Source organism: Streptosporangium sp. NPDC048886, assembly GCF_055586905.1.
In genome coordinates this window covers 164,862-183,361 of the sequence record NZ_JBVJHH010000006.1, presented here as the reverse complement: position 1 = coordinate 183,361, position 18,500 = coordinate 164,862, and the positions used below count along the sequence as shown (strand labels likewise).

Genomic DNA, 18,500 nt, shown 5'->3' with positions numbered 1-18,500 from the left:
GGTTGATCAGTTGGTCGGGAAGGGCAGGGCGAGGAGGTTGTAGGTCATGGCGATCTTGAAGAACGCCACGCCGGCCAGCGCGAGCGCGGTGTAGCACAGCCGCCCGGGCCGGCCCCACCAGCCCTTCACCCAGGCCGGCACCGCGGCGGCGGTGACCAGGACGGCGGACAGGAGCCCGGCCGTGGCGAGGACCGGCAGCGCGGCGAGCCGGGGCGCGTTGAGGACGGTCAGCTCCATGACCACGTTCGGGTCGGACATGGTCATCGCGATCCCGACGACGAAGGCGGTCACCAGCGCGGCCGTGATCCAGGCCAGGAGCCGGGCGACACGGGCGCCGGTCGGCTGCTGCGGGGCACCGGCGCGGGAGCGCCGCCGCAGGAGGCGGACCGAGGCGCTGATCGGCAGGAGAAGGAAGGCCGACACGAACGCCAGGGCGCTGAGGCCGAACAGGATCAGGTGCGGCATCGGGGCGTCGTACCAGGCCAGCTTCTCCAGGGCCTCGGACGGGTTCATCGAGCTGGACAGCGTTCCCTCGCCGTCGAAGGCGATCCGCGCCTGGCCGTCGCGCTCCTGGAAGAGACCGGGACCGGCCGGCACCCAGTGCTGGGTCGTCCTGGCCGGGTCGGGCGACAGTCCGGTGGTCGTCAGGGTGCCGTCGGCGCCGGCCCGCACGGTCGGCGCGGCGAACAGGGAGCTCACCTTCATGAGGCTGGTACGGCTGGTGCGGGTGGAGCGGTAGGTACCGGCGTATCGCGTCATGTCGCCGTCCCCGGCGCCGGCACGTGCGGTCCCCGCGGTGGCCGATTCCGCGGGGAGGTAGCGGTCGACGATCCGGTCGACGAGGCTCTGGCCGTCCCAGCTCGCGACGGCGCCGGCGCCGTCGCCGTTGTAGACGACGTGGACACCGATGTCCTTCTCGGGGAGCAGGGCCATGACGTTGTGGTGGCCGGGCACGTCGCCGTCCTTGTAGACGAGCCGGTGACCGTTGCGCGAGCGCTGCTCGAAGGCGTAGCCCATGCTCGGGATGCGGGAGTCCTGGGCGTAGTGCCGCTCCTGCAGGCGGCGGGCGAGGTTCCTGCCCAGGCGAGGGTCGTCGTGGAGCTGGGCGAGCATGAAACGGCCCATGTCGGCCGGGGTGGAGACGGGGCCGGTTCCCGTGGGGGCCCACGGCGCGTACTGACCCTTGACGGCGGCGTAGCCGTCTCCGCTCGGGCGGTAGGCGCCGGCGAGGTCCGCGTTCAGCGCCGCGGCGTGCGGCACGGCCATGCTGGTGGCGTGCATTCCGAGCGGCTTGAGGATGTGCCGCTCGACGTACTGCGCGAACGGTTGCCCGGAGGCGGCCTCCACCAGATGGCCCGCGAGCGCCATGCCGTAGTTGTCGTAGGCGACGCGCGTGCCCGGAGGGCGCACGCGTCGCGGTTGCCGGTCGGCCAGGCTGCGCGCCAGCGGGCCGACGTCCTCGGGATCGGCCTCGGCGAGCCCGACGACGTCGTCGTCGAAGCCCGCGGTGTAGGTCAGAAGGTGCTCCAGGGTGACGGGCCGGCCGGGATAGGAGTCCTCGATCTTGAAGGAGGTCAGGTACCGGTTGACGTCCGCTCGCAGGTCGAGCCTGCCGTCGTCGACGAGTTGCAGCGCGGCCGTGGCGGTGAACAGCTTGGCGAGCGATCCGGTGAAGAATCCGGTGCGGCCGGGGTCGACCGGCCGCCCCGTGGCCACGTCGGCGACCCCGTACCCCCTGGCGAGGACCGTGCGCCCACCGGAGACCACGACGACCGCCGCGCCGGGGATGCGGTCGCGGGCCAGCTGCTCGGGGACGACACGGTCGACCAACTCGGCCAGTCCCGGCAGGCCGGCCTGTGGGGGCGGCTCGGCGGCCGCCAGGGCCGGTCCCGAGGCGAGGACCACGGCGCCGGCCAGCGCCGCCGCCAGGATGCGGGTGAGGCGGGTTTTCATGAGGTAGACCCTGCCGACCTGGGGCGATACCGGGCCAGTGTCAGGAGCACCGGCACCGCATGCAAAATCCACAATCAGTACATATCGCTATGATCCTCCGCTGTGACGGTCATCCTGGTGGTCCTGGCAGGCGTGATGTTCGACCCTCTGGCCCCACTGCCCGGCGTTCCGGCGGCCGCCATGCTCGCCCTGCAGATCGTGCACAGCCTGCCGCGCCTGCGCCGCCTGCGCGGTCCGTGGACGCTCGCCGCACAGGCGCTGCTGTTCCCGTGGGCCGGGCAGGGCGCCCCCGGGTTGCTCGCCGCCTCCGTGCTCCTGATCGCGCGAGGCCCCCTGCGCCGGGTGCTGTTCTGCGCCGTCGTGGCCGCCGCCGGCCTGCTCAACACGGCCGACGCCTACGCCTGCGTGAACGCCATGGTGAACGCGCTCACCCAGGGCCTGGTCGTCTTCGGCGTCACCCGGCTGAACGAGCTGCGCATCGAACTGCACGCCGCCCGCCACGAACTGGCCGAGGCGTCGGTCGCCGAGGAGCGCGAGCGTGCCTCCCGCGACCTCGAAAGCGTCCTGGGCTCCAGCCTGTCGGCCGTCATCGCCCTGGCGGCGCAGGGGCGCACCGGCGAGATCCTCACCCTGGCCCGCCGCGCCGCCGCACGTGCCCGGCAGGCTCCCCCCGCCCCGGCGCAGCCGTCCTTCGACGACCTCACGCCCCGGCTCGCGCTCCCCATCCTGGTGACCGCGCACCTGGGTTTCCTGATCGTCTCGGCGGTGTTCCTGTGGCGGGCGGCCCTGCCTCCCGCGGTCCTGGCCGTCGGCCTGCCGACCGTGGTCGCCGTCACGGTCCTGCAGCTCCACCACTCGCTGCCCCGGCCGCCCGGCGTCCGGCCCCGGCACGCGGGGTGGACGCTCGCGCTGCAGTCCGTCCTCGTCCTGGCGCCGCTGTTCTTCCCGGACCGCCCCTACCCGCAGTTGATCGGCTTCACCGCAGGCTCGATCCTCATCCTGTGGACACGCCGGGCGGCCTTCCCGGCGGTCGGCGCCGTGCTGCTGGCGACGGCCGCCACGATGGCGCTGCGCGGCACGCCCTCGGCCGAGAACCTCTACTGGACGTTCAACGCGCTGGCCATAGCGGTCATGTTCCACGGCCTGGCCCGGCACACCGACATGGTCACCCAGGTGCGCCAGGCGCGCCTGGCCCTGGCCGGGATCGCGCTGGCCGGGGAACGCCGCCGCATCTCCCGGGACATCCACGATCTGCTCGGCTACAGCCTGTCGGCCATCGTGGTGAAGGGGGAGCTGGCCGTCCACGTCCCCGAGCGGGCCGCCGAACAGCTCGCCGACATCGCCCGCATCGCCGAGCGCGCCCTCACCGACCTGGCCGCCATCCCCCGAGACAGCGGCCACGCGCTGTCGCTGGGGACCGAGCTGGCCTCCGCCCGCGAGGTGCTGTCCGCCGCGGGCGCGACCGTCCACGCGGATCCCGTCGTCGAGCTGCCGGGGGAGATCGACGCGCTGCTGGCCACCGTACTGCGCGAGGCGGTCACCAACGTCCTGCGGCACAGCCGCGCCCGGCACTGCCGCATCGAGCTCACCCGGCGGGACGCCACCGCACGCCTGCGGATCACCAACGACGGTGTCGGCGAGGCCACCGCGCAGCCCGGTCAGGGCCTGACCAATCTGGCCCAGCGGGTGACCGCCCTGGGCGGTGTCCTGCGGACCTCCCGCGTCCCCGAAGGGTATGAGCTCCTCGTCCTACAGCCAACCGGCCTCGGTCGCGATCCGGACGGCGTCAAGGCGGTTGCGCGCGTCTAGCTTGGTGACGATCGCCCCCAGGTAGTTGCGCACCGTCCCCTTGGACAGGAACAACGTCGAGGCGATGGCGGCCGGCTCCGCGCCGCCGGCCGCCATCCGCAGCACCTCGACCTCCCGGGCGCTCAGCGGGTTCGGCCTGCCCATGATCGCCTGCGCGGCCAGATCCGGGTCGAGCACGCGCTCTCCCGCGGCCACCCGCCGGATCGCCTCCGCCAGCTGCGCGGGCGGCGCGTCCTTGAGCATGAACCCGCTGACCTCGGACGCCAGCGCCTGGCGCAACGTCTCCGGACGCCCCAGCGACGTGAGGATCACCACTCGGCACTCGGGAAGCAGCTCCGCCAGCACACCGGCCGCGGCGAGCCCGTCCATCTCGCCTGGCATGTGCACATCGAGCACCGCCACGTCCGGCCGGTGCTCCAGGGCCGCCGCCACCGCCGCCCTCCCCGACGCGACCTCCGCCACGACCGTCAGGTCGCCCTCCAACCCCAACAGCGCGACGAGGGCCCCGCGGATGAGTTCCATGTCCTCCGCCAGCAGTACTCGAATCACGCTCGCTCCTTCATCCTCGCCGCACCGGCAGGGCGGAAGACTCATCATCCGCCCTGCCGCCGGACCTCGGCGCGGCGGGGGTCGGCCCGCGCGGCCGTCCGCGCGTGGAGTCCGGGCAGCCGGCCGCGACGCCGGCCCTCGGCGGCCCACAGGGTGGTGGCGAGGGGAGTCGCTCCGTCGTTACTCTTCTTCGCGGATGACGGCCACGGCTCCCGCGGGGACCGTGGCCGAGCCGGTATGGGGGGTGCCGTCGAGCAGGTCCGTACCGGTGACGCCCGCGACGGTCACGGGCGCGTCGCCGTGGTTGATCAGGAAGAGGTGGCGGCCCCGCCGTACGAGCTCCAGGGTGTCGGGCAGGTCGCGCGGCCTGGAGACGCCGGCGTGATCGAGCACCTCCGACAGCAGTTCGCGCAGGCCGGTGACCGGGGCGGTGGCCAGGTACCAGGCGCCACCCGCGCCCAGGTCGTGGCGGGTGAAGGCGGGATGGCCCGCGTCGGGGCCGGTGGTGAAGGAGCGCACCGGCGTGGCGCCGGCGGGGCGTACGCGCTCGGACCAGATCCGCCCCGGCAGGCCGCCGTCCACGGTGACGGTCTCCTGCTCGCGCAGTGGATGGAACTCCTCCACCGACAGCCCCAGCACCTCGCGCAGCACGCCGGGGTAGGCGCCGGGGTGCAGGGTGTCGTGGGCGTCGACGATGCCGGAGAAGAAGGAGACCAGCAGCCGGCCGCCGGCCTCGACGTAGCGGTGCAGGTTCTTGCCCGAGTCCTCGGTCAGCAGGTAGGCGCTCGGCGCGACGACGAGCTTGTAGGCCGACAGGTCGGCCGACGGGTGGACGAAATCGACGGTGACGTGCTCACGCCACAGCGCCTCGTAGAAGGCGTCGACCCGCTCGCGGAAGGCCAGGTCGACAGAGGGGCGCCAGTCGAGCTCCAACGCCCACCACGACTCCCAGTCCCAGACCACGGCCACCTCGGCGGTGACCCTGCCGCCGGCGACCTCCGCCAGCGCCGCGACCTCCCTGCCCAGGGCGACCACCTCACGCCACTGCCGGGAATCGGTGCCGGCGTGCGGGATCAACCCCGAGTGGAACTTCTCGGCGCCGAAGCGCGAGGCCCTGATCTGGAAGAACATCACGCTGTCGGAGCCGCGGGCCACGTGCGCCAGGCTGTTGCGGCGCATCTCGCCGGGCCGCTTGGCCACGTTGCGCGGCTGCCAGTTGACCGCGCCGGTGGAGTGCTCCATGAGCAGCCACGGCCCGCCGCCGGCCACCGAACGCGCCAGGTCGGCCGACATGGCGAGGTCGATGTGGTTGTCGGGCCGCTCAGCCACCAGGTAATGGTCGTTGGCGATCACGTCGATCTCACGCGCCCACCGCCACAGGTCGGTGGACTTGCAGTTGACGGTGCCGGCGAAGTTGGTGGTCACCGGCAGGTCCGACACCTCGCGGATGAGGTCGCGCTGCAGGGCGTAGTGCTCGCGGTGCTGCTCGTCGCTGAAGCGGGCGAAGTCCAGTCGCTGAGCGGGGTTGACCACGGTGTGGTTGAACCGGGGGGCGTCGATCTCCTCCCAGTCGCCGTAGCACTGGCCCCAGAAGGCGGTGCCCCAGGCGTCGTTGAGCGCCGCCGGGTCCCGGTAGGTACGGCGCAGCCACCGGCGCCAGGCCCGCACACTGTGGTCGCAGTAGCACTCGCCCAGCGGCGCGCCGTACTCGTTGTGCACGTGCCACATCACCACCGCCGGGTGGTCGTGGTAGCGCCCGGCCAGAGCGCGGACCAGGCGCTCGGTGGCGGCGCGGAAGGCGGGGGAGCTGGAGCAGGCGCTCTGCCTGCCGCCGAAGCCGATGCGGACGCCCTCCCGGTTCACCGGCAACGAGTCCGGATGTTCCCGGACGAACCATGCGGGAGGGACGGCCGTCGGTGTCGCCAGGTCCACCGCGATCCCGGCCCCGTGCAGGCGGTCGAGGATCTCGTCCAGCCAGCCGAACTCGAAGTGGCCCTCGCGGGGCTCCATCAGGACCCAGGAGAACATGCCGAGGCTGACCAGGTTCACCCCGGCCTCGCGCATGAGGACGATGTCCTCCTCCTGCGTCTCCCGTGGCCACTGCTCGGGGTTGTAGTCGCCGCCGAACGCGATCCCTTGCCGCATGGATGCCCCCAGATGACTTGTTCTGTGAACGTGCACAGTAGCGCTCACATCGGTGCACTGGGAAGCTACCTGGAGTTTAACGAGAACGTAACGACCCCTTGACGGTGGATTCTGGGCGTTCCAGTCTGTGCACGTTCACAGAGTTATCTCCGGAGGTCCCCCATGCGTACCCGACTTCTCGGCGTGGCCGTCCTCGCGGTCACCCTGACCGCCGCGGGCTGTGGCGCCCCGTCGCAGGAGGCCGCCGCGGCCCCGGGCGCGGCGCAGAGCCCCGCCGCCCCCGTGGGCCCGGTCAGGCTCACCTACTGGACCTGGGCCCCGAACATGGACAAGGTCGTCAAGGTCTGGAACAGCGCCCACCCCGACATCCAGGTCGCCATCAGCAAGCAGGCCGGCGGCGACGACGCGGCCGCCAAGTTCCTCACCGCCGCCAAGGCGGGCAACCCGCCGGACCTGGTGCAGGCCGAGTACCAGCACCTGCCGTCCTTCATCGCCGCCGACGCGGTCGCGGACCTGGCCGCCACGCCCGCCGGCGCCACCAAGGGCGAGTTCTCCGAGGGCCTGTGGGCCCTGGTCACGCTCGGCACCGACGCGGTCTACGCCATCCCGCAGGACAGCGGGCCGATGATGCTCTACTACCGCAAGGACCTGTTCGACAAGTACGGCATCGAGGTGCCCAGGACCTGGGACGAGTACGCCGACGCCGCCCGCAAGGTCCACGAGGAGGACCCCGAGGTCTTCCTCGGAACCTTCTCCAGCAAGGACCCCGGCGCCTTCACCGGCCTCGCCCAGCAGGCCGGCGCCCAGTGGTGGGGCATCAGCGGCGAGTCGTGGAAGGTCGACGTCGCCGACGCGGCCACCGTCAAGGTCGCCGACTACTGGGGCGGCCTGGTGAAGGAGGGAGTCGTCGACGACATGCCGTACTTCACCCCCGAGTGGAACAAGGCGCTCAACGACGGCAAGCTCCTCACCTGGCCCTCGGCCATCTGGGCGCCGGGCGTGCTGGAGAGCAACGCGCCCAAGGCCAAGGGCAGGTGGGCGGTCGCCCCGCTGCCGCAGTGGAACGCGGGTGAGAGCTACAGCGGCTTCTGGGGCGGCTCCTCCGTCGCCGTCACCGCCAAGTCCCCGCACCAGGCCGCCGCCGCCCAGTTCGCCACCTGGCTGAACACCGACCCGCAGGCCGTCGACCTGCTGGTCGAGGAGGCCTTCATCTACCCGGCCTCCGCCAAGGGCCAGGCCGCGCTGAGCGAGCCGCCCGCCTACTTCTCCGGCCAGAACGACTTCTGGCAGCAGGCGGCCGCCGTCTCCGCCGGTGCCCGCGGCTTCACCTTCGGGCCCAACATCGGCGTCACCTACAACTCCTTCAAGGACAACTTCGACAAGGCCGTGCGGGCCAGGTCCTCCTTCTCCGACGCCGTCCGCGCCATGCAGGAGACCACGGTCGCCGACATGCGCAAGGCCGGATTCCAGATCGCGCCATGAGCCGACGCGTCAAAGCCGCGCCGTACCTCTTCCTGACCCCGGCCATCGCGCTGTTCGCGCTGTTCCTGGTGGTGCCGATCGGCTACACGGTCTACCTGTCCACGCTCCGCACGAAGGTCTCCGGGCTCGGACTCGGCAGGGGCTCGCGCCAGGAGGTCTTCGTCGGCCTGGACAACCTCGCCGCCGCCGTCGCCGACGGTGAGCTGTGGGCCGGATGGCTGCGCGTCCTGGGGTACGGCGCGCTGGTCCTGGCCGTCATGCTCGGACTGGCCCTGCTCTTCGCGCTGCTGCTCGACTCGGCTCACGTACGGCTGGCCCGCTTCTCGCGGATCTCGCTCTTCCTGCCGTTCGCCGTGCCGGGGGTGGCGGCCACCCTCATGTGGGGCTTCCTCTACCTGCCCTCGCTCAGCCCCTTACCCCTCGACTTCCTCGGTGAGGCGGCCGTCACCTACTCGATGGCCAACATCGCGGTGTGGGGCGGGGTCGGTTTCAACATGCTCGTCCTGTACACCACGCTGCGGGCCATCCCGCGCGAGCTGTATGAGGCGGCCAGGATCGACGGGGCCTCCGAGATCCAGATCGCGCTCCGGGTGAAGATCCCGATCCTGATCCCCGCGCTCATCCTCACCACGGTCTTCTCGATCATCGCGACGATCCAGGTGTTCGCCGAGCCGACCACACTGCGCCCGCTCACCAACACCGTCAGCTCGACCTGGAGTCCGCTCATGAAGGTCTACCGCGACGCTTTCGTCACCGGCGACCTCTATTCCGCCGCCGCCACCTCGATCGTCATCGCGGGCATCTCGCTCGTGCTGTCGTTCGGATTCCTGCGCGTCGTGCGCGGCCGCGCCTTCGGGGAGGGCTGATGACACGCCGCCTCGGACTGGCCCCCACCGGACTCCTGCTGCTGGGCGCCGTCTACGGTCTGTTCCCCGTCGGCTGGCTGGCGCTGGCGGCCACCAAGTCGCCGGGCGAGCTGTTCACCCTGAACACCCTCGCCCCCGGCACCGGCCTGCTGTCCAACGTCGCCGAGCTGTTCGCCTACCGCGACGGCGTGTTCTGGCTCTGGCTGCTCAACACCGTGCTGTATGCCGGAGGCGGCGCGCTGCTGTCGACGGCCGTCAGCGCCGTGTCGGGCTTCGCGCTGGCCAAGTACCGCTTCCCGGGCAGGAACCTGATCTTCAACCTGCTCATCGGAGGAATCCTCGTGCCGGCGGTCGTCCTGGCCGTCCCGCAGTATCTGCTGTTCTCCAAGATCGGTATGGCCGACACCTACTGGGCGGTCCTGCTCCCGCAGATCCTCCACCCCTACAGCATCTACCTGGCCCGTATCTACGCCACCGCGGCCATACCCGACTCCCTGCTGGAGGCCGGCCGGCTCGACGGGGCGGGGGAGTGGCGGCTGATGTCGCGGGTGGCCGTACCCCTCATGGTGCCCGGTATGGTGACCATCTTCCTGTTCCAGTACGTGGCCATCTGGAACAACTTCCTGCTGCCGTTCATCATGCTCGGTGACGACGGCAAGTTCCCGCTCACGGTCGGCCTCTACACGCTGCTCGCGGCGGGCGCGAACCAGCCCTCGCTGTACAACCTCATCCTCACCGGGGCGCTGCTGTCGATCATTCCCTTGATCGCGCTCTTCCTCACCTTGCAGCGATACTGGAGGACCGACCTGTCCTCCGGAGCCGTGAAGTGAAGCGTCCCACCATCCACGACGTCGCCGCCTCCGCGGGCGTGTCCCGCGGCACGGTGTCGCGCGTGCTCAACGGCGACAAGTACGTCAGCACGGCGGCCCGCGCGGCCATCGAACGCGCCATCGCCGAGACGGGGTACGTCGTCAACCGCGCGGCACGCAGCCTGGTCACCCAGAAGACCGGGTCGGTGGTCATGGTGCTGTCCGACCCCCATGAGAAGCTGTTCGAGGACCCCAACTACAGCGTCCTCATCCGTACGGCGGTGCGGCGCCTGGCCGAGCGCGACATCTCTCTCGTCATGATGATGGCCGCCGACGACGGCGACCGGCAGCGCGTGATCCGCTACGTCCGCGGCGGCCACGCCGACGGGGTCTTCCTGGTCTCCACGCACGCCGGTGACCCCCTCGTCGACGCCCTGGGCACCGACGTGCCGGTCGTGGCCCAGGGCGCGGTGATCGGCAAGGAGGGCGTCATCCCCTACGCCGCCGCCGACGAGCGTCTCGGCGCCCGCCAGATGACCTCCTACCTGGTCTCCCGGGGCCGCAGGCGCATCGCGATGATCACTGGCCCGATGGACACCCCCGGCGGGACCCAACGCCTGGAGGGCTTCGCCGACGTCCTCGGGCGCAAGGCGTCCAAGAAGCTCATCGCACACGGGGACTGGTCGCGGGCCAGCGGGGAGCGGGCGATGAACGAGCTGCTGGGCCGGTCGCCCGACCTCGACGCGGTCTTCGTCGCCTCCGACCTCATGGCGGCGGGAGCGCTGGCGGCGCTGCGGGCCGCGGGGCGGCGGGTGCCCGACGACGTGGCGGTCGGAGGCTTCGACGACTCCTCCGTGGCCGTGTCGACGCATCCTCCGCTGACGACGATCCGGCAGCCGCTCGCGCTGGTGGCCGAGGAGACGGTGCGGTTGCTGCTGACGTTGATCGACGGGGCCGGGCAGGTGGCTCCGGTGATACTGCCCACGGAGTTGGTGATCCGCGAGTCCGCCTGACGGGCCGCCGCCTCGCCGGAGCCCTGGAGTCGCGCGGCCGAGTGCGTGCCGACGGTCTCACCTCCTGCCCGGTCGACCACCTGGGCGACCAGGAGAGCGAGGAAGGCCAGCGTCGCCATCGCGGTGCGGACCGTGTGCAGCCTCCACCAGCGCAGGCGGGCGTCCGCCCAGCCGGACGGCGGCTGATCGGCGTTCCAGGAGTCGGCGAGTCGATTGAGCGGATCCAGCGCGGTCACGGTGAGCGCGATTGTGGCCACCACGAGCAGCGAGGCGGCGACGGTGAGCCAGAAGACGGGCCGGCCGCGCTGATAGGACGCGGCGCAGGTCACCAGGAGCAGGGCGAGGCAGGTGAGCAGGAGCACGGGCATGGCGCGGCGGTAGTCGGCGTTGAGCGCCTGCCAGTACCGGACATAGGCGGGGCCGGGTAATGATCGCAGCGATGGAGCCAGCAGGGTGAACACGAGGCCGCCGGCGAACAGGCCGAGCAGTGACGTCGCACCCGTCCGGGCGACCTCCAGCAGCACGATGCGCAGATGGCACTGGCGATCTATCAACGTGTCGGTCCGGTGCATCGTGTGCTGCGCGCCGCCGCGGCCACCGACGCCGGCCTGGCCGGCCTGCTGGCCGAGACCGAACGGCAGCGATTGACGGGCAGCCGTGGTCCTGCCGAACATCTGGCGGCCGTGGGCGCGCTGCGTGCCGGTCTGAGCGTCGAGCGGGCGGCTGATCACATCTACGTCCTGACGTCGATCGAGCTGTTCGAGCGGTTGACCGAGGTCTGCGGCTGGAGTGTGCGTGACTGCCAGGACTGGCTGGCCCGGACTCTGGGCGAGACCCTGCTCGAACCGGCCGGCTTCTCCTCCGAGGCATAGAGATCGCAGGCGGAGGGGCGGCCGTGGGGCCGCCCCTCCGCTTCCGGCGCAGCCGTCGGCCAGGGGCGCGACCTGGTCGAGCGGTGTTCCGGCAAGCTCGGGCGGTGGCCGCGGTGGCCACCGGTTCCGGCGGACTCGCCGGCCGCTGTCTCGCGGGCGCCGTCATCGCGTCCTTGACGCTCCGGCTCCGCCGGGTGGGATCGTCAGGCACGCTCCGGCCGGCCGAGGTCGGGCGAGGCGCGGATCTCGACGACCGGCTCGCCCACGGCGTCGAGTTCGAGGACCACGATCTCGTTGGCGCCCGGCCGCAGCACGGGGCCGGGCAGGTACAGGGTCCGCTGCGGGCCCCGCGACCAGTATCGGCCCAGGCCGAAGCCGTTGACCCACACATAACCGTGCTCCCACCCGGGCAGGGCGAGGAAGGCGTCGGCGGGCTCCTCCACCTCCAGCGAGCCGCGGAAGAAGGCCGGCACGGGGCTGCCCGTGCCCTCCCGGAACGGGACCGGGGGGAGCTCCTCCAGCGACAGGGCCTGGGCGGTCACGCCGTGCAGATACTGCCGCTCGTGCAGGATGCCTCCCACGATGCCCTTGCACTCCCCGAGCCGGGTGCCGTAGTTGACCCGGCCGAGCGATTCCACCAGCAGTTCGACCCGGGCCGGTCCGGCGACGTCCACCGACTCGCCGCCGTCCCGCGACAGGGTCGCCACGCGCGCGCCGTCCACGTACACGTGGGCGCGGTCGTGCAGCCCGTCCACGGTCAGGGGGTACGGCTGCCGCGGTCCGGGCACGTCGACCCGGTAGCGGACCAGGCCGTGGACGAGACCGAGCTCCTCGAAGGTCGGCGGCACCGGAGCCGTCACCGAGTCCGCGGGGAAGGCGTCGGCGAGGGCGGCCGACCCGGTCATCCTGACGCGGGACGGGGGCAGGACGGGCGGGGCCGGCGGGGGCTCCGGCGTGCTGTTGTAGCGGCTGAGGATCTCCCGGAACCGCCAGTACTTCTCGGTGGGCCTGCCGTCCTCGGAGATCGGCGCGTCGTAGTCGTAGGAGGTGACGGTGGGCCGGTAGGTCCCGTCGTGGTTGGCTCCGGCCCAGGTGCCGAAGTTGGTGCCGCCGTGAGCCATGTAGATGTTGACCGAGCCGCCCTCCTTGAGGAGGCGCTCCAGCACGTCGGCGGCGTCGGCCGCGGCGCGGGTGACGTGTCCGCTGCCCCAGTGGTCGAACCAGCCGAGCCACAGCTCCATGCAGGTGGCCGGATCGTGCGGGCGGTGGCGGCGGAGGGCGGCGAGGGCGGCCTCCGGCTCGGAGCCGAAGTTGGCGGTCGCCAGGATGCCGGGGACGGCGCCGCCGGTCAGCATGTGGTCCTCCGGCCCGTCGGAGGTGAACAGGGGGACCTCGATCCCCGAGTCGCGCAGGAGGTCCACGAGGTGGAGCAGGTAGCCCGAGTCGGATCCGTAGGAACCGTACTCGTTCTCCACCTGCACCATGATCACGTTACCGCCCTGGGTGATCTGATGCTCGGCGATCCTGGGTATGAGCTGGTCGAACCAGTGGTCCACCCGTTCCAGATAGGCGGCGTCGCCCGTGCGGACACGCCTGCCGAGGGTGTGGGTCAGCCAGGAGGGGAGACCGCCGTTCTCCCACTCCGCGCAGATGTAGGGACCGGGGCGGACGATCGCGAGCAGGTCGTGGCGGGCCGCCGCCTCCAGGAAGTCCGTGAGCTCCTCCAGCCGCCTGAAGTCACCCGGCCGTGGCTCGTGAAGGTTCCACGGGACGTAGGTCTCCACCGTGTTCAGGCCCATCGCGCGCAGCATCGCCAGCCGGTGATCCCATTGACCCGGATGCACGCGGAAATAGTGCATGGCCCCTGACAGGAGCCTGAAAGGCGCACCGTCCAGGCGGAACTCCCCGCCCGCCGCCGAAAATTCACGCATCAACCGGTCCCTTTCATCCTGTGATGGGATCGTCATCCTGAACTACTACGATCCCCAGGTCAGCACCGCAAGCCTGCCGATCGCAGGCGGGGGAGGCCATGGACAATTCGCGGCGGCCTGTTGGACCGATCGAGTGGATCGAGGGGCAGGAACACTGGGATCACTGGTGGCGTTATCTGACGCCCAGCCCCGCTCACCAGCGGCTGGGCCTGACCTGCCTGGGCGTGGGCATGCAGCAGGGCCGGCTGCCGGCCGTCGGTCCGCGCACCCTTGACCACTATGTCGCCGTGGTCATCACCTCCGGTGCGGGCTGGTTCTCCTCGGACGGGCGGCCTCCCGTCGACGTGCGGGCCCCCGTCCTGCTGTGGCTGTATCCGGGGGTCGTCCACCACTACGGCCCGTACGAACCGGGCTGGTCGGAGTGCTTCGTGGACTTCACCGGATCGGCCGCGGCCGCCTACCAGGAGCTGGGCTTCATCGACAGGCAGGAGCCCGTCGTCCCGCTCTCCTCGGCCGAGGCCGTACAGCACCTGATCAGGAAGATGGCGACCGTCTGCCGGCAGGGCGGCCCGCACGTGGAGGTCGAGACCTCGGCGGGCGTGCACGAACTGCTCGTCACCCTCCGCCGCGGCCGGGCCGACCAGGACCCGAACGGCCACCCGGTGCTGGACAACCTGGCCAGGGACGCCTGCCTGCCGCTGACCATCCCCGAGCACGCGCGGCGGATGGGCATGACCGTCGCGGAGCTGCGCGACTCCGTCCGCAGGAGCGCCGGCTGCAGCCCGAAGGACTACATCCTGTCGATCAGGCTGACCCGGGCCAAGGACCTGCTCGCCGGCACCGACCTCGGTGTCGCCTCCGTCGCGCGGCGCGTCGGCTACGACGATCCGGCGTACTTCACGCGCCTGTTCACCCGGCGCGTCGGATCGGCGCCCAGCGCCTTCCGGGAGCAGCAGACGCGGGGGCTCACCGGCTGAGCCTCGGCCGCCGCGCGCGGAGGGGGCCGGTGACCCGGGAGCGGGGCTCAGGGGCGGCTGATCCCGGTGAGCAGGTTGGCGACGACCGCCTCGGCGAACTCGTCGGTCAGCGGCTGGTCGGGGATGAGCAGGCGGTGGTAGCAGGCGCCCCAGAGCTGGTCGACGACCACCTCGGGGTCGACGTCGGCCCGTATCTGACCCCGCTGCTTGGCCCGCTCCAGGGCCTCGACGGCCAGTTCCCGGCGCGGGGCCGAGTAGCGCTCGCGGTAGAGGGCCGACAGTTGGGGGTCGGTCTGGGCCTGGCCGATGAGCTCGGGCATGACACGTCCCGCCCGAGTGTCGCGCATCAGGCGGACGAACGCCCGCACCTGCCCGGTGAGGTCGGCGGCGATGTCGCCGGTGTCGGGGAAGGCCAGGGTGGGGCCGACCACGCTGAAGTAGCCGTCGAGTGCCAGTGCGCCCCTGGAGGGCCACCACTTGTGGAGCGTCACCCGGCTCGCGCCCGCGAGGGCGGCGACCTTCTCGACGGTGAAACCGGCCATCCCCTCCGCGAGCAGGAGCTCACCGGCCGCCCGCAGGATCTCCCGTCGCACCTCGTCGGCCGGGCGCCGTCCACGCCCCCGGCGGACCGGCTGGGCGGATTCGGTCACGCTCACCTCCAGTGAATATATGGACACTGTGTTCATAATCCTATATATGTACATAGTGTACACAGATTTTCGAGGGGGATCGATCATGAGCACTCCAGCAACCCGCGTCGCGATCGTCACCGGAGGCTCGCGCGGCATCGGCCGTCGGGTGGCCGAACGCCTGGCCGCCGACGGGTTCGCCGTCGTGGTGAACTACGCCGGCAACCAGACCGAGGCCGAGGCCGTGGTCACCGCCGTCACCGGAGCCGGGGGCCGGGCGATGGCGGTCCGTGCCGACGTCGCCGACGAGGCCGCGGTGGCCACGCTGTTCGACGCGGCCGAGGAGACCTTCGGCGGCGTCGACGTCGTCGTGCACGCCGCCGGGGTGATGCGCCTGTCCCCGGTGGCCGAGCTCGACCTCGACGACCTGGACCGGATGCACCGCACCAACGTCCGCGGCACCTTCGTCGTCGACCAGCAGGCCGCCCGCCGGGTGCGCGGGGGCGGGGCGATCATCAACTTCTCCTCGTCGGTGCTCGGCCTGGCCCTGCCCGGATACGCGGCCTACGCGGCGACCAAGGGCGCGGTCGAGGCGGTGACCCTGGTCCTCGCCCGCGAGCTGCGCGGCCGTGACGTCACCGTCAACGCCGTCGCCCCGGGGCCCACCGCCACCGCGCTCTTCCTGGACGGAAAGGACGAGGAGACCATCGCCAGGATGGCGGCCCAGCCGCCGCTGGAGCGCCTGGGCACCCCCGATGACATCGCCGAGGTCGTCGCCTTCCTCGCGGGCCCGGGCCGCTGGGTCAACGGCCAGGTCATCCGGGCCAACGGCGGCATCGTCTGACCCGTGCCCGGTGCCCCCGACGGCCGGTCAGGCGGCCGGGCCGCCCGGAGCGGGGCCCGCCTTGGCGGAGGTGCCCGCCTCTGGCGGGGCGCCGGTCGTGGCCGGGGCGCCGTCCCCGGGGGAGGCGCCGGTCGCCGGGGAGGCGCTGGTGTCGGGGGAGGTGCTGGCGAGGGGCACCTCCTGGCCGTGGACCAGGTCGAGGTGGACCGTCTGGCGCGGCAGCAGCGCGTCCAGCAGCCAGTCCCCGGCGATGCGCGCCCGGCCGCCGGGCACGGCCAGCAGATGGTATCCCCGGGTGATCGCCTTGGCCGGGAGGCCGGACAGCGGCACGCCCAGCGGGTTCGCCGCGGCCCTGGCCCCGCCCAGATCGACGACGAACCCCAGGTCGTGGTGCTTGTACGGCAGGCGTTCCGCGCGACCGTAGGAGGCGGCGACGTTGTGCGCGACACGCTTGCCCTGACGGCTGGCGTGCTGGGCGGTCATCGGGGTGTATTCGCCCGGCCTGGTCAGGTCCGGCACGGCGGCCGCGTCCCCGCAGGCGAAGATCTCCGGGTGGCCGGGGACGTTGAGATACTCGTCCACCAGCAGCCGCCCCTTCTCGGTGGCCAGCCCCAGCGACTGCACGAGGGGGTCGGGCCGTACGCCCACGCACCAGATCAGCGAGCGGGTCGGCACGGACTCCCCGTCGGAGAGCGTGACCCCCTCCGAGGTCGCCTCGGTCACGCTGGTGCCGGTGCGGATCTCCACCCCGCGCTCGGCCAGGGTGCGGTGCGCGGCCTGTGACAGGCGCTCGTCCAGCTCGGGCAGGATGCGCGGGGCCAGGTCGGCGAGGATCCAGCGGATGGTCTGCTCGCGCAGGCCCGGCCGGCGCCTGCGCGCGTCGAGGGTCAGCAACTGCCCCTGCGCGGCCACCTCGGTGCCGGTGTATCCGGCGCCCACGACGACGAAGGTGCAGCGCGCCTGCCGTTCCTTGGGGTCGCCGGTGGCGTCGGCGAGCTCGATCTGGCGGATGAGATGGTCGCGCAGGTAGAGGGCCTCGGCGATGCTGCGGAAGCCGTGCGCGTGCTCGGCCACCCCGGGGACGGGCAGGAGCTTGTTGACGCTGCCGACCGCGAGTACCAGGCGGTCGTAGCCGAGGTCGCGGGGCCTGCCCTCGGGATCGGTGCACCTCAACCGCCGGCTCCGCACGTCCACGGAGTCCACCGTGGCGAGCAGGTGCCGCACTCCCGGGCAGCTGCCGGACAGCGGGATCGCGACCTTGCGCGGGTCGAGGATCCCGGCCGCCACCTCGGGCAGCAGCGGCAGGTAGAGGAAGTAGTCGGTCGGGTTGATCAGGACGATCTCGACCGCCCCCCGGGCGATCCGGGAGAGGGTCCGCGCCGCGGTGAAGCCCGCGAACCCCCCTCCCACGACGACGACTCTCTGCCGTTCGGCCATGCCCGTGGTCCTTCCCGGTCGCGGAGTTCCAGCTCATAGCCGCGTGCCCTTTTTACGACGGATCAAGCATCCGTCCGGGGGCTCCGGTGTCACCGCGTCCATGCGCGCGATCAGGGGGCTCCGGTGTCGCCGCGTCCACGCGCGTCGTCCGGCCGCTCCGGTGTCACGCCGTCCGGCCGCCCGGCCTCATCTCCAGCGGTCGGCCTTCAGCCGTGCGGCCAGGGCCGCCGCCTGGGTGCGGCGCTCCATGCTGAGCTTGGACAGCAGGTTGGAGACGTAGTTCTTGACCGTCTTCTCGGCCAGGTAGAGCCGCTCGCCGATCTGCCGGTTGGTCAGGCCCTCGCCGATCAGCTCCAGGATGTGGCGCTCCTGCTCCGACAGCGCCTGCAGCGGGTCCTTGCGGGTGGCCTGCTCGCGCAGCCGCGCCAGCATGGCGGCGGTGGTCTGGGGGTCCAGCAGCGACTGGCCGGCCGCCACCGTCCGTACGGCGCCGACCAGGTCCGAGCCGTGGATCTGCTTGAGCACATAACCCGACGCGCCCGCCATCACCGCGTTGAACAGGGCCTCGTCGTCGGCGAAGGAGGTCAGCATCAGACAGGCCAGCTCCGGTGTCATGGAGCGGACCTCGCGGCAGACGTCCACCCCGCTGCCGTCGGGCAGGCGCACGTCCAGGACCGCGACGTCCGGCCGCAGGGCGGGGATGCGGGCCATGGCCGACTCCGCGGTGCCGGCCTCGCCGATCACCTCGATGTCGCCCTCGGACTCCAGCAGGGCGGCCACGCCCCGGCGCACCACCTCATGATCGTCAACGAGGAAAACGCGAATCATGTCCTGAACGCTAGCGCTCCCGCGAGAGCGCCGGTAGGGACCAAGGTCCCGGGTCTCGCCGCCCGATGCGGCGGCCGGTGAACCGCGGTGCCGATCCCCCCGATGCCCGCCGTGTGGCGCACCGATGGCGGCGGTGTGCCGTGCGCGGGGCTATCGCAACTTCTGGTTGCGATGGAGGGCGCCCTGTGGCAGGCTCGGCCCATCGCAACAAGGAGTTGCGATAGCGGGCGGTCCTGCCACGGATACGGCCGGCGCGGCGTCGTCCACGAGAAGGCGCCCGCCGTGCCGGCCCGGCATCCGCCCACGGAAGGAGACAGCCATGCAGACCGCCCTCACCGGCGCGTTCGCCGCCGGAC

At 71.9% G+C, this 18,500-nt stretch carries 15 protein-coding genes and 1 pseudogene; 8 read left to right on the top strand and 8 right to left on the bottom strand.

Annotated features, from left to right (window positions below):
- Positions 1-6: 6 nt before the first annotated feature.
- A complete protein-coding gene (locus tag ACZ6R6_RS09505; RefSeq protein WP_470091676.1) occupies positions 7-1,953 on the bottom strand; it encodes a serine hydrolase domain-containing protein in 1,947 nt (648 codons plus the stop codon).
- 102 nt (positions 1,954-2,055) lie between these two features.
- On the opposite strand from ACZ6R6_RS09505, the gene ACZ6R6_RS09500 reads away from it, so the two are divergent.
- Positions 2,056-3,762, top strand: a complete 1,707-nt coding sequence (locus ACZ6R6_RS09500; RefSeq protein ID WP_470091674.1) for a sensor histidine kinase — start codon at positions 2,056-2,058, stop codon at positions 3,760-3,762.
- Here the strand turns inward: ACZ6R6_RS09500 and ACZ6R6_RS09495 are convergent.
- Positions 3,703-4,311: a response regulator transcription factor gene (locus ACZ6R6_RS09495; RefSeq protein WP_470091672.1), complete on the bottom strand. Its 609-nt coding sequence runs from the start codon at positions 4,309-4,311 to the stop codon at positions 3,703-3,705. The genes ACZ6R6_RS09500 and ACZ6R6_RS09495 overlap by 60 nt on opposite strands.
- Positions 4,312-4,491: 180 nt before the next feature.
- Positions 4,492-6,456, bottom strand: coding sequence for a beta-galactosidase (locus ACZ6R6_RS09490; protein ID WP_470091670.1), 1,965 nt, complete (start codon positions 6,454-6,456; stop codon positions 4,492-4,494).
- Positions 6,457-6,618: 162 nt separating this feature from the next.
- On the opposite strand from ACZ6R6_RS09490, the gene ACZ6R6_RS09485 reads away from it, so the two are divergent.
- Genes ACZ6R6_RS09485 through ACZ6R6_RS09470 form a run of 4 tightly spaced genes read left to right on the top strand, consistent with a single transcriptional unit; the run spans position 6,619 to position 10,626 of the window.
- Positions 6,619-7,938: an ABC transporter substrate-binding protein gene (locus ACZ6R6_RS09485; RefSeq protein ID WP_470091668.1), complete on the top strand. Its 1,320-nt coding sequence runs from the start codon at positions 6,619-6,621 to the stop codon at positions 7,936-7,938.
- The gene (locus tag ACZ6R6_RS09480; RefSeq protein WP_470091666.1) at positions 7,935-8,804 is read left to right on the top strand and encodes a carbohydrate ABC transporter permease; all 870 of its coding nucleotides are present in this window, start codon (positions 7,935-7,937) and stop codon (positions 8,802-8,804) included. The genes ACZ6R6_RS09485 and ACZ6R6_RS09480 overlap by 4 nt, the downstream gene beginning before the upstream one ends.
- Entirely contained in the window at positions 8,804-9,634 is an 831-nt protein-coding gene (locus ACZ6R6_RS09475) for a carbohydrate ABC transporter permease (protein ID WP_470091664.1), read from the top strand. Before ACZ6R6_RS09480 ends, ACZ6R6_RS09475 begins: the two co-directional genes overlap by 1 nt.
- Positions 9,631-10,626, top strand: a complete 996-nt coding sequence (locus ACZ6R6_RS09470) for a LacI family DNA-binding transcriptional regulator (protein WP_470091662.1) — start codon at positions 9,631-9,633, stop codon at positions 10,624-10,626. Before ACZ6R6_RS09475 ends, ACZ6R6_RS09470 begins: the two co-directional genes overlap by 4 nt.
- A 110-nt stretch (positions 10,627-10,736) precedes the next feature.
- Here the strand turns inward: ACZ6R6_RS09470 and ACZ6R6_RS09465 are convergent.
- Positions 10,737-10,994: pseudogene (locus ACZ6R6_RS09465) on the bottom strand (anthrone oxygenase family protein); the annotation flags it as partial.
- A 165-nt stretch (positions 10,995-11,159) separates the two neighbouring features.
- Between ACZ6R6_RS09465 and ACZ6R6_RS09460 the strand changes: the two are divergent.
- The gene (locus ACZ6R6_RS09460) at positions 11,160-11,498 is read left to right on the top strand and encodes a hypothetical protein (RefSeq protein WP_470091660.1); all 339 of its coding nucleotides are present in this window, start codon (positions 11,160-11,162) and stop codon (positions 11,496-11,498) included.
- 203 nt (positions 11,499-11,701) lie between these two features.
- Here the strand turns inward: ACZ6R6_RS09460 and ACZ6R6_RS09455 are convergent, their stop codons facing one another.
- On the bottom strand, positions 11,702-13,429 hold the full coding sequence (locus tag ACZ6R6_RS09455; RefSeq protein WP_470091658.1) for a glycoside hydrolase family 35 protein: 1,728 nt from the start codon (positions 13,427-13,429) through the stop codon (positions 11,702-11,704).
- A 98-nt stretch (positions 13,430-13,527) separates the two neighbouring features.
- Between ACZ6R6_RS09455 and ACZ6R6_RS09450 the strand changes: the two genes are divergently transcribed.
- Positions 13,528-14,406 (top strand): AraC family transcriptional regulator, encoded by an 879-nt coding sequence (locus tag ACZ6R6_RS09450; RefSeq protein ID WP_470091656.1) that lies wholly within the window; start codon positions 13,528-13,530, stop codon positions 14,404-14,406.
- A 47-nt stretch (positions 14,407-14,453) separates the two neighbouring features.
- Here the strand turns inward: ACZ6R6_RS09450 and ACZ6R6_RS09445 are convergent, their stop codons facing one another.
- Positions 14,454-15,062 carry a TetR-like C-terminal domain-containing protein gene (locus ACZ6R6_RS09445; protein ID WP_470091654.1) on the bottom strand — a complete coding sequence of 203 codons (609 nt, stop codon included), beginning with the start codon at positions 15,060-15,062 and terminating at the stop codon, positions 14,454-14,456.
- A gap of 79 nt (positions 15,063-15,141) precedes the next feature.
- Between ACZ6R6_RS09445 and ACZ6R6_RS09440 the strand changes: the two genes are divergently transcribed.
- A complete protein-coding gene (locus ACZ6R6_RS09440) occupies positions 15,142-15,879 on the top strand; it encodes an SDR family oxidoreductase (protein WP_470091652.1) in 738 nt (245 codons plus the stop codon).
- 27 nt (positions 15,880-15,906) lie between these two features.
- Here ACZ6R6_RS09440 and ACZ6R6_RS09435 read toward each other — a convergent pair whose 3' ends face one another.
- Together ACZ6R6_RS09435 and ACZ6R6_RS09430 are read right to left on the bottom strand one after the other, a co-directional pair.
- Positions 15,907-17,316 carry an NAD(P)/FAD-dependent oxidoreductase gene (locus ACZ6R6_RS09435; RefSeq protein ID WP_470091650.1) on the bottom strand — a complete coding sequence of 470 codons (1,410 nt, stop codon included), beginning with the start codon at positions 17,314-17,316 and terminating at the stop codon, positions 15,907-15,909.
- A 186-nt stretch (positions 17,317-17,502) separates the two neighbouring features.
- A complete protein-coding gene (locus ACZ6R6_RS09430) occupies positions 17,503-18,144 on the bottom strand; it encodes a response regulator (protein WP_306874080.1) in 642 nt (213 codons plus the stop codon).
- Between the last annotated feature and the right edge of the window lie 356 nt (positions 18,145-18,500).

Excerpts from the sequence above, each read along its gene's own strand:
- ACZ6R6_RS09475 (WP_470091664.1), top strand. The coding sequence starts at position 8,804 with ATGACACGCCGCCTCGGACTGGCCCCCACCGGACTCCTGCTGCTGGGC.
- ACZ6R6_RS09450 (WP_470091656.1), top strand. The coding sequence starts at position 13,528 with ATGGACAATTCGCGGCGGCCTGTTGGACCGATCGAGTGGATCGAGGGG.
- ACZ6R6_RS09435 (WP_470091650.1), bottom strand. The coding sequence starts at position 17,316 with ATGGCCGAACGGCAGAGAGTCGTCGTCGTGGGAGGGGGGTTCGCGGGC.
- ACZ6R6_RS09440 (WP_470091652.1), top strand. The coding sequence starts at position 15,142 with ATGAGCACTCCAGCAACCCGCGTCGCGATCGTCACCGGAGGCTCGCGC.
- ACZ6R6_RS09455 (WP_470091658.1), bottom strand. The coding sequence starts at position 13,429 with ATGCGTGAATTTTCGGCGGCGGGCGGGGAGTTCCGCCTGGACGGTGCG.
- ACZ6R6_RS09480 (WP_470091666.1), top strand. The coding sequence starts at position 7,935 with ATGAGCCGACGCGTCAAAGCCGCGCCGTACCTCTTCCTGACCCCGGCC.
- ACZ6R6_RS09490 (WP_470091670.1), bottom strand. The coding sequence starts at position 6,456 with ATGCGGCAAGGGATCGCGTTCGGCGGCGACTACAACCCCGAGCAGTGG.
- ACZ6R6_RS09460 (WP_470091660.1), top strand. The coding sequence starts at position 11,160 with ATGGCACTGGCGATCTATCAACGTGTCGGTCCGGTGCATCGTGTGCTG.
- ACZ6R6_RS09485 (WP_470091668.1), top strand. The coding sequence starts at position 6,619 with ATGCGTACCCGACTTCTCGGCGTGGCCGTCCTCGCGGTCACCCTGACC.
- ACZ6R6_RS09430 (WP_306874080.1), bottom strand. The coding sequence starts at position 18,144 with ATGATTCGCGTTTTCCTCGTTGACGATCATGAGGTGGTGCGCCGGGGC.
- ACZ6R6_RS09505 (WP_470091676.1), bottom strand. The coding sequence starts at position 1,953 with ATGAAAACCCGCCTCACCCGCATCCTGGCGGCGGCGCTGGCCGGCGCC.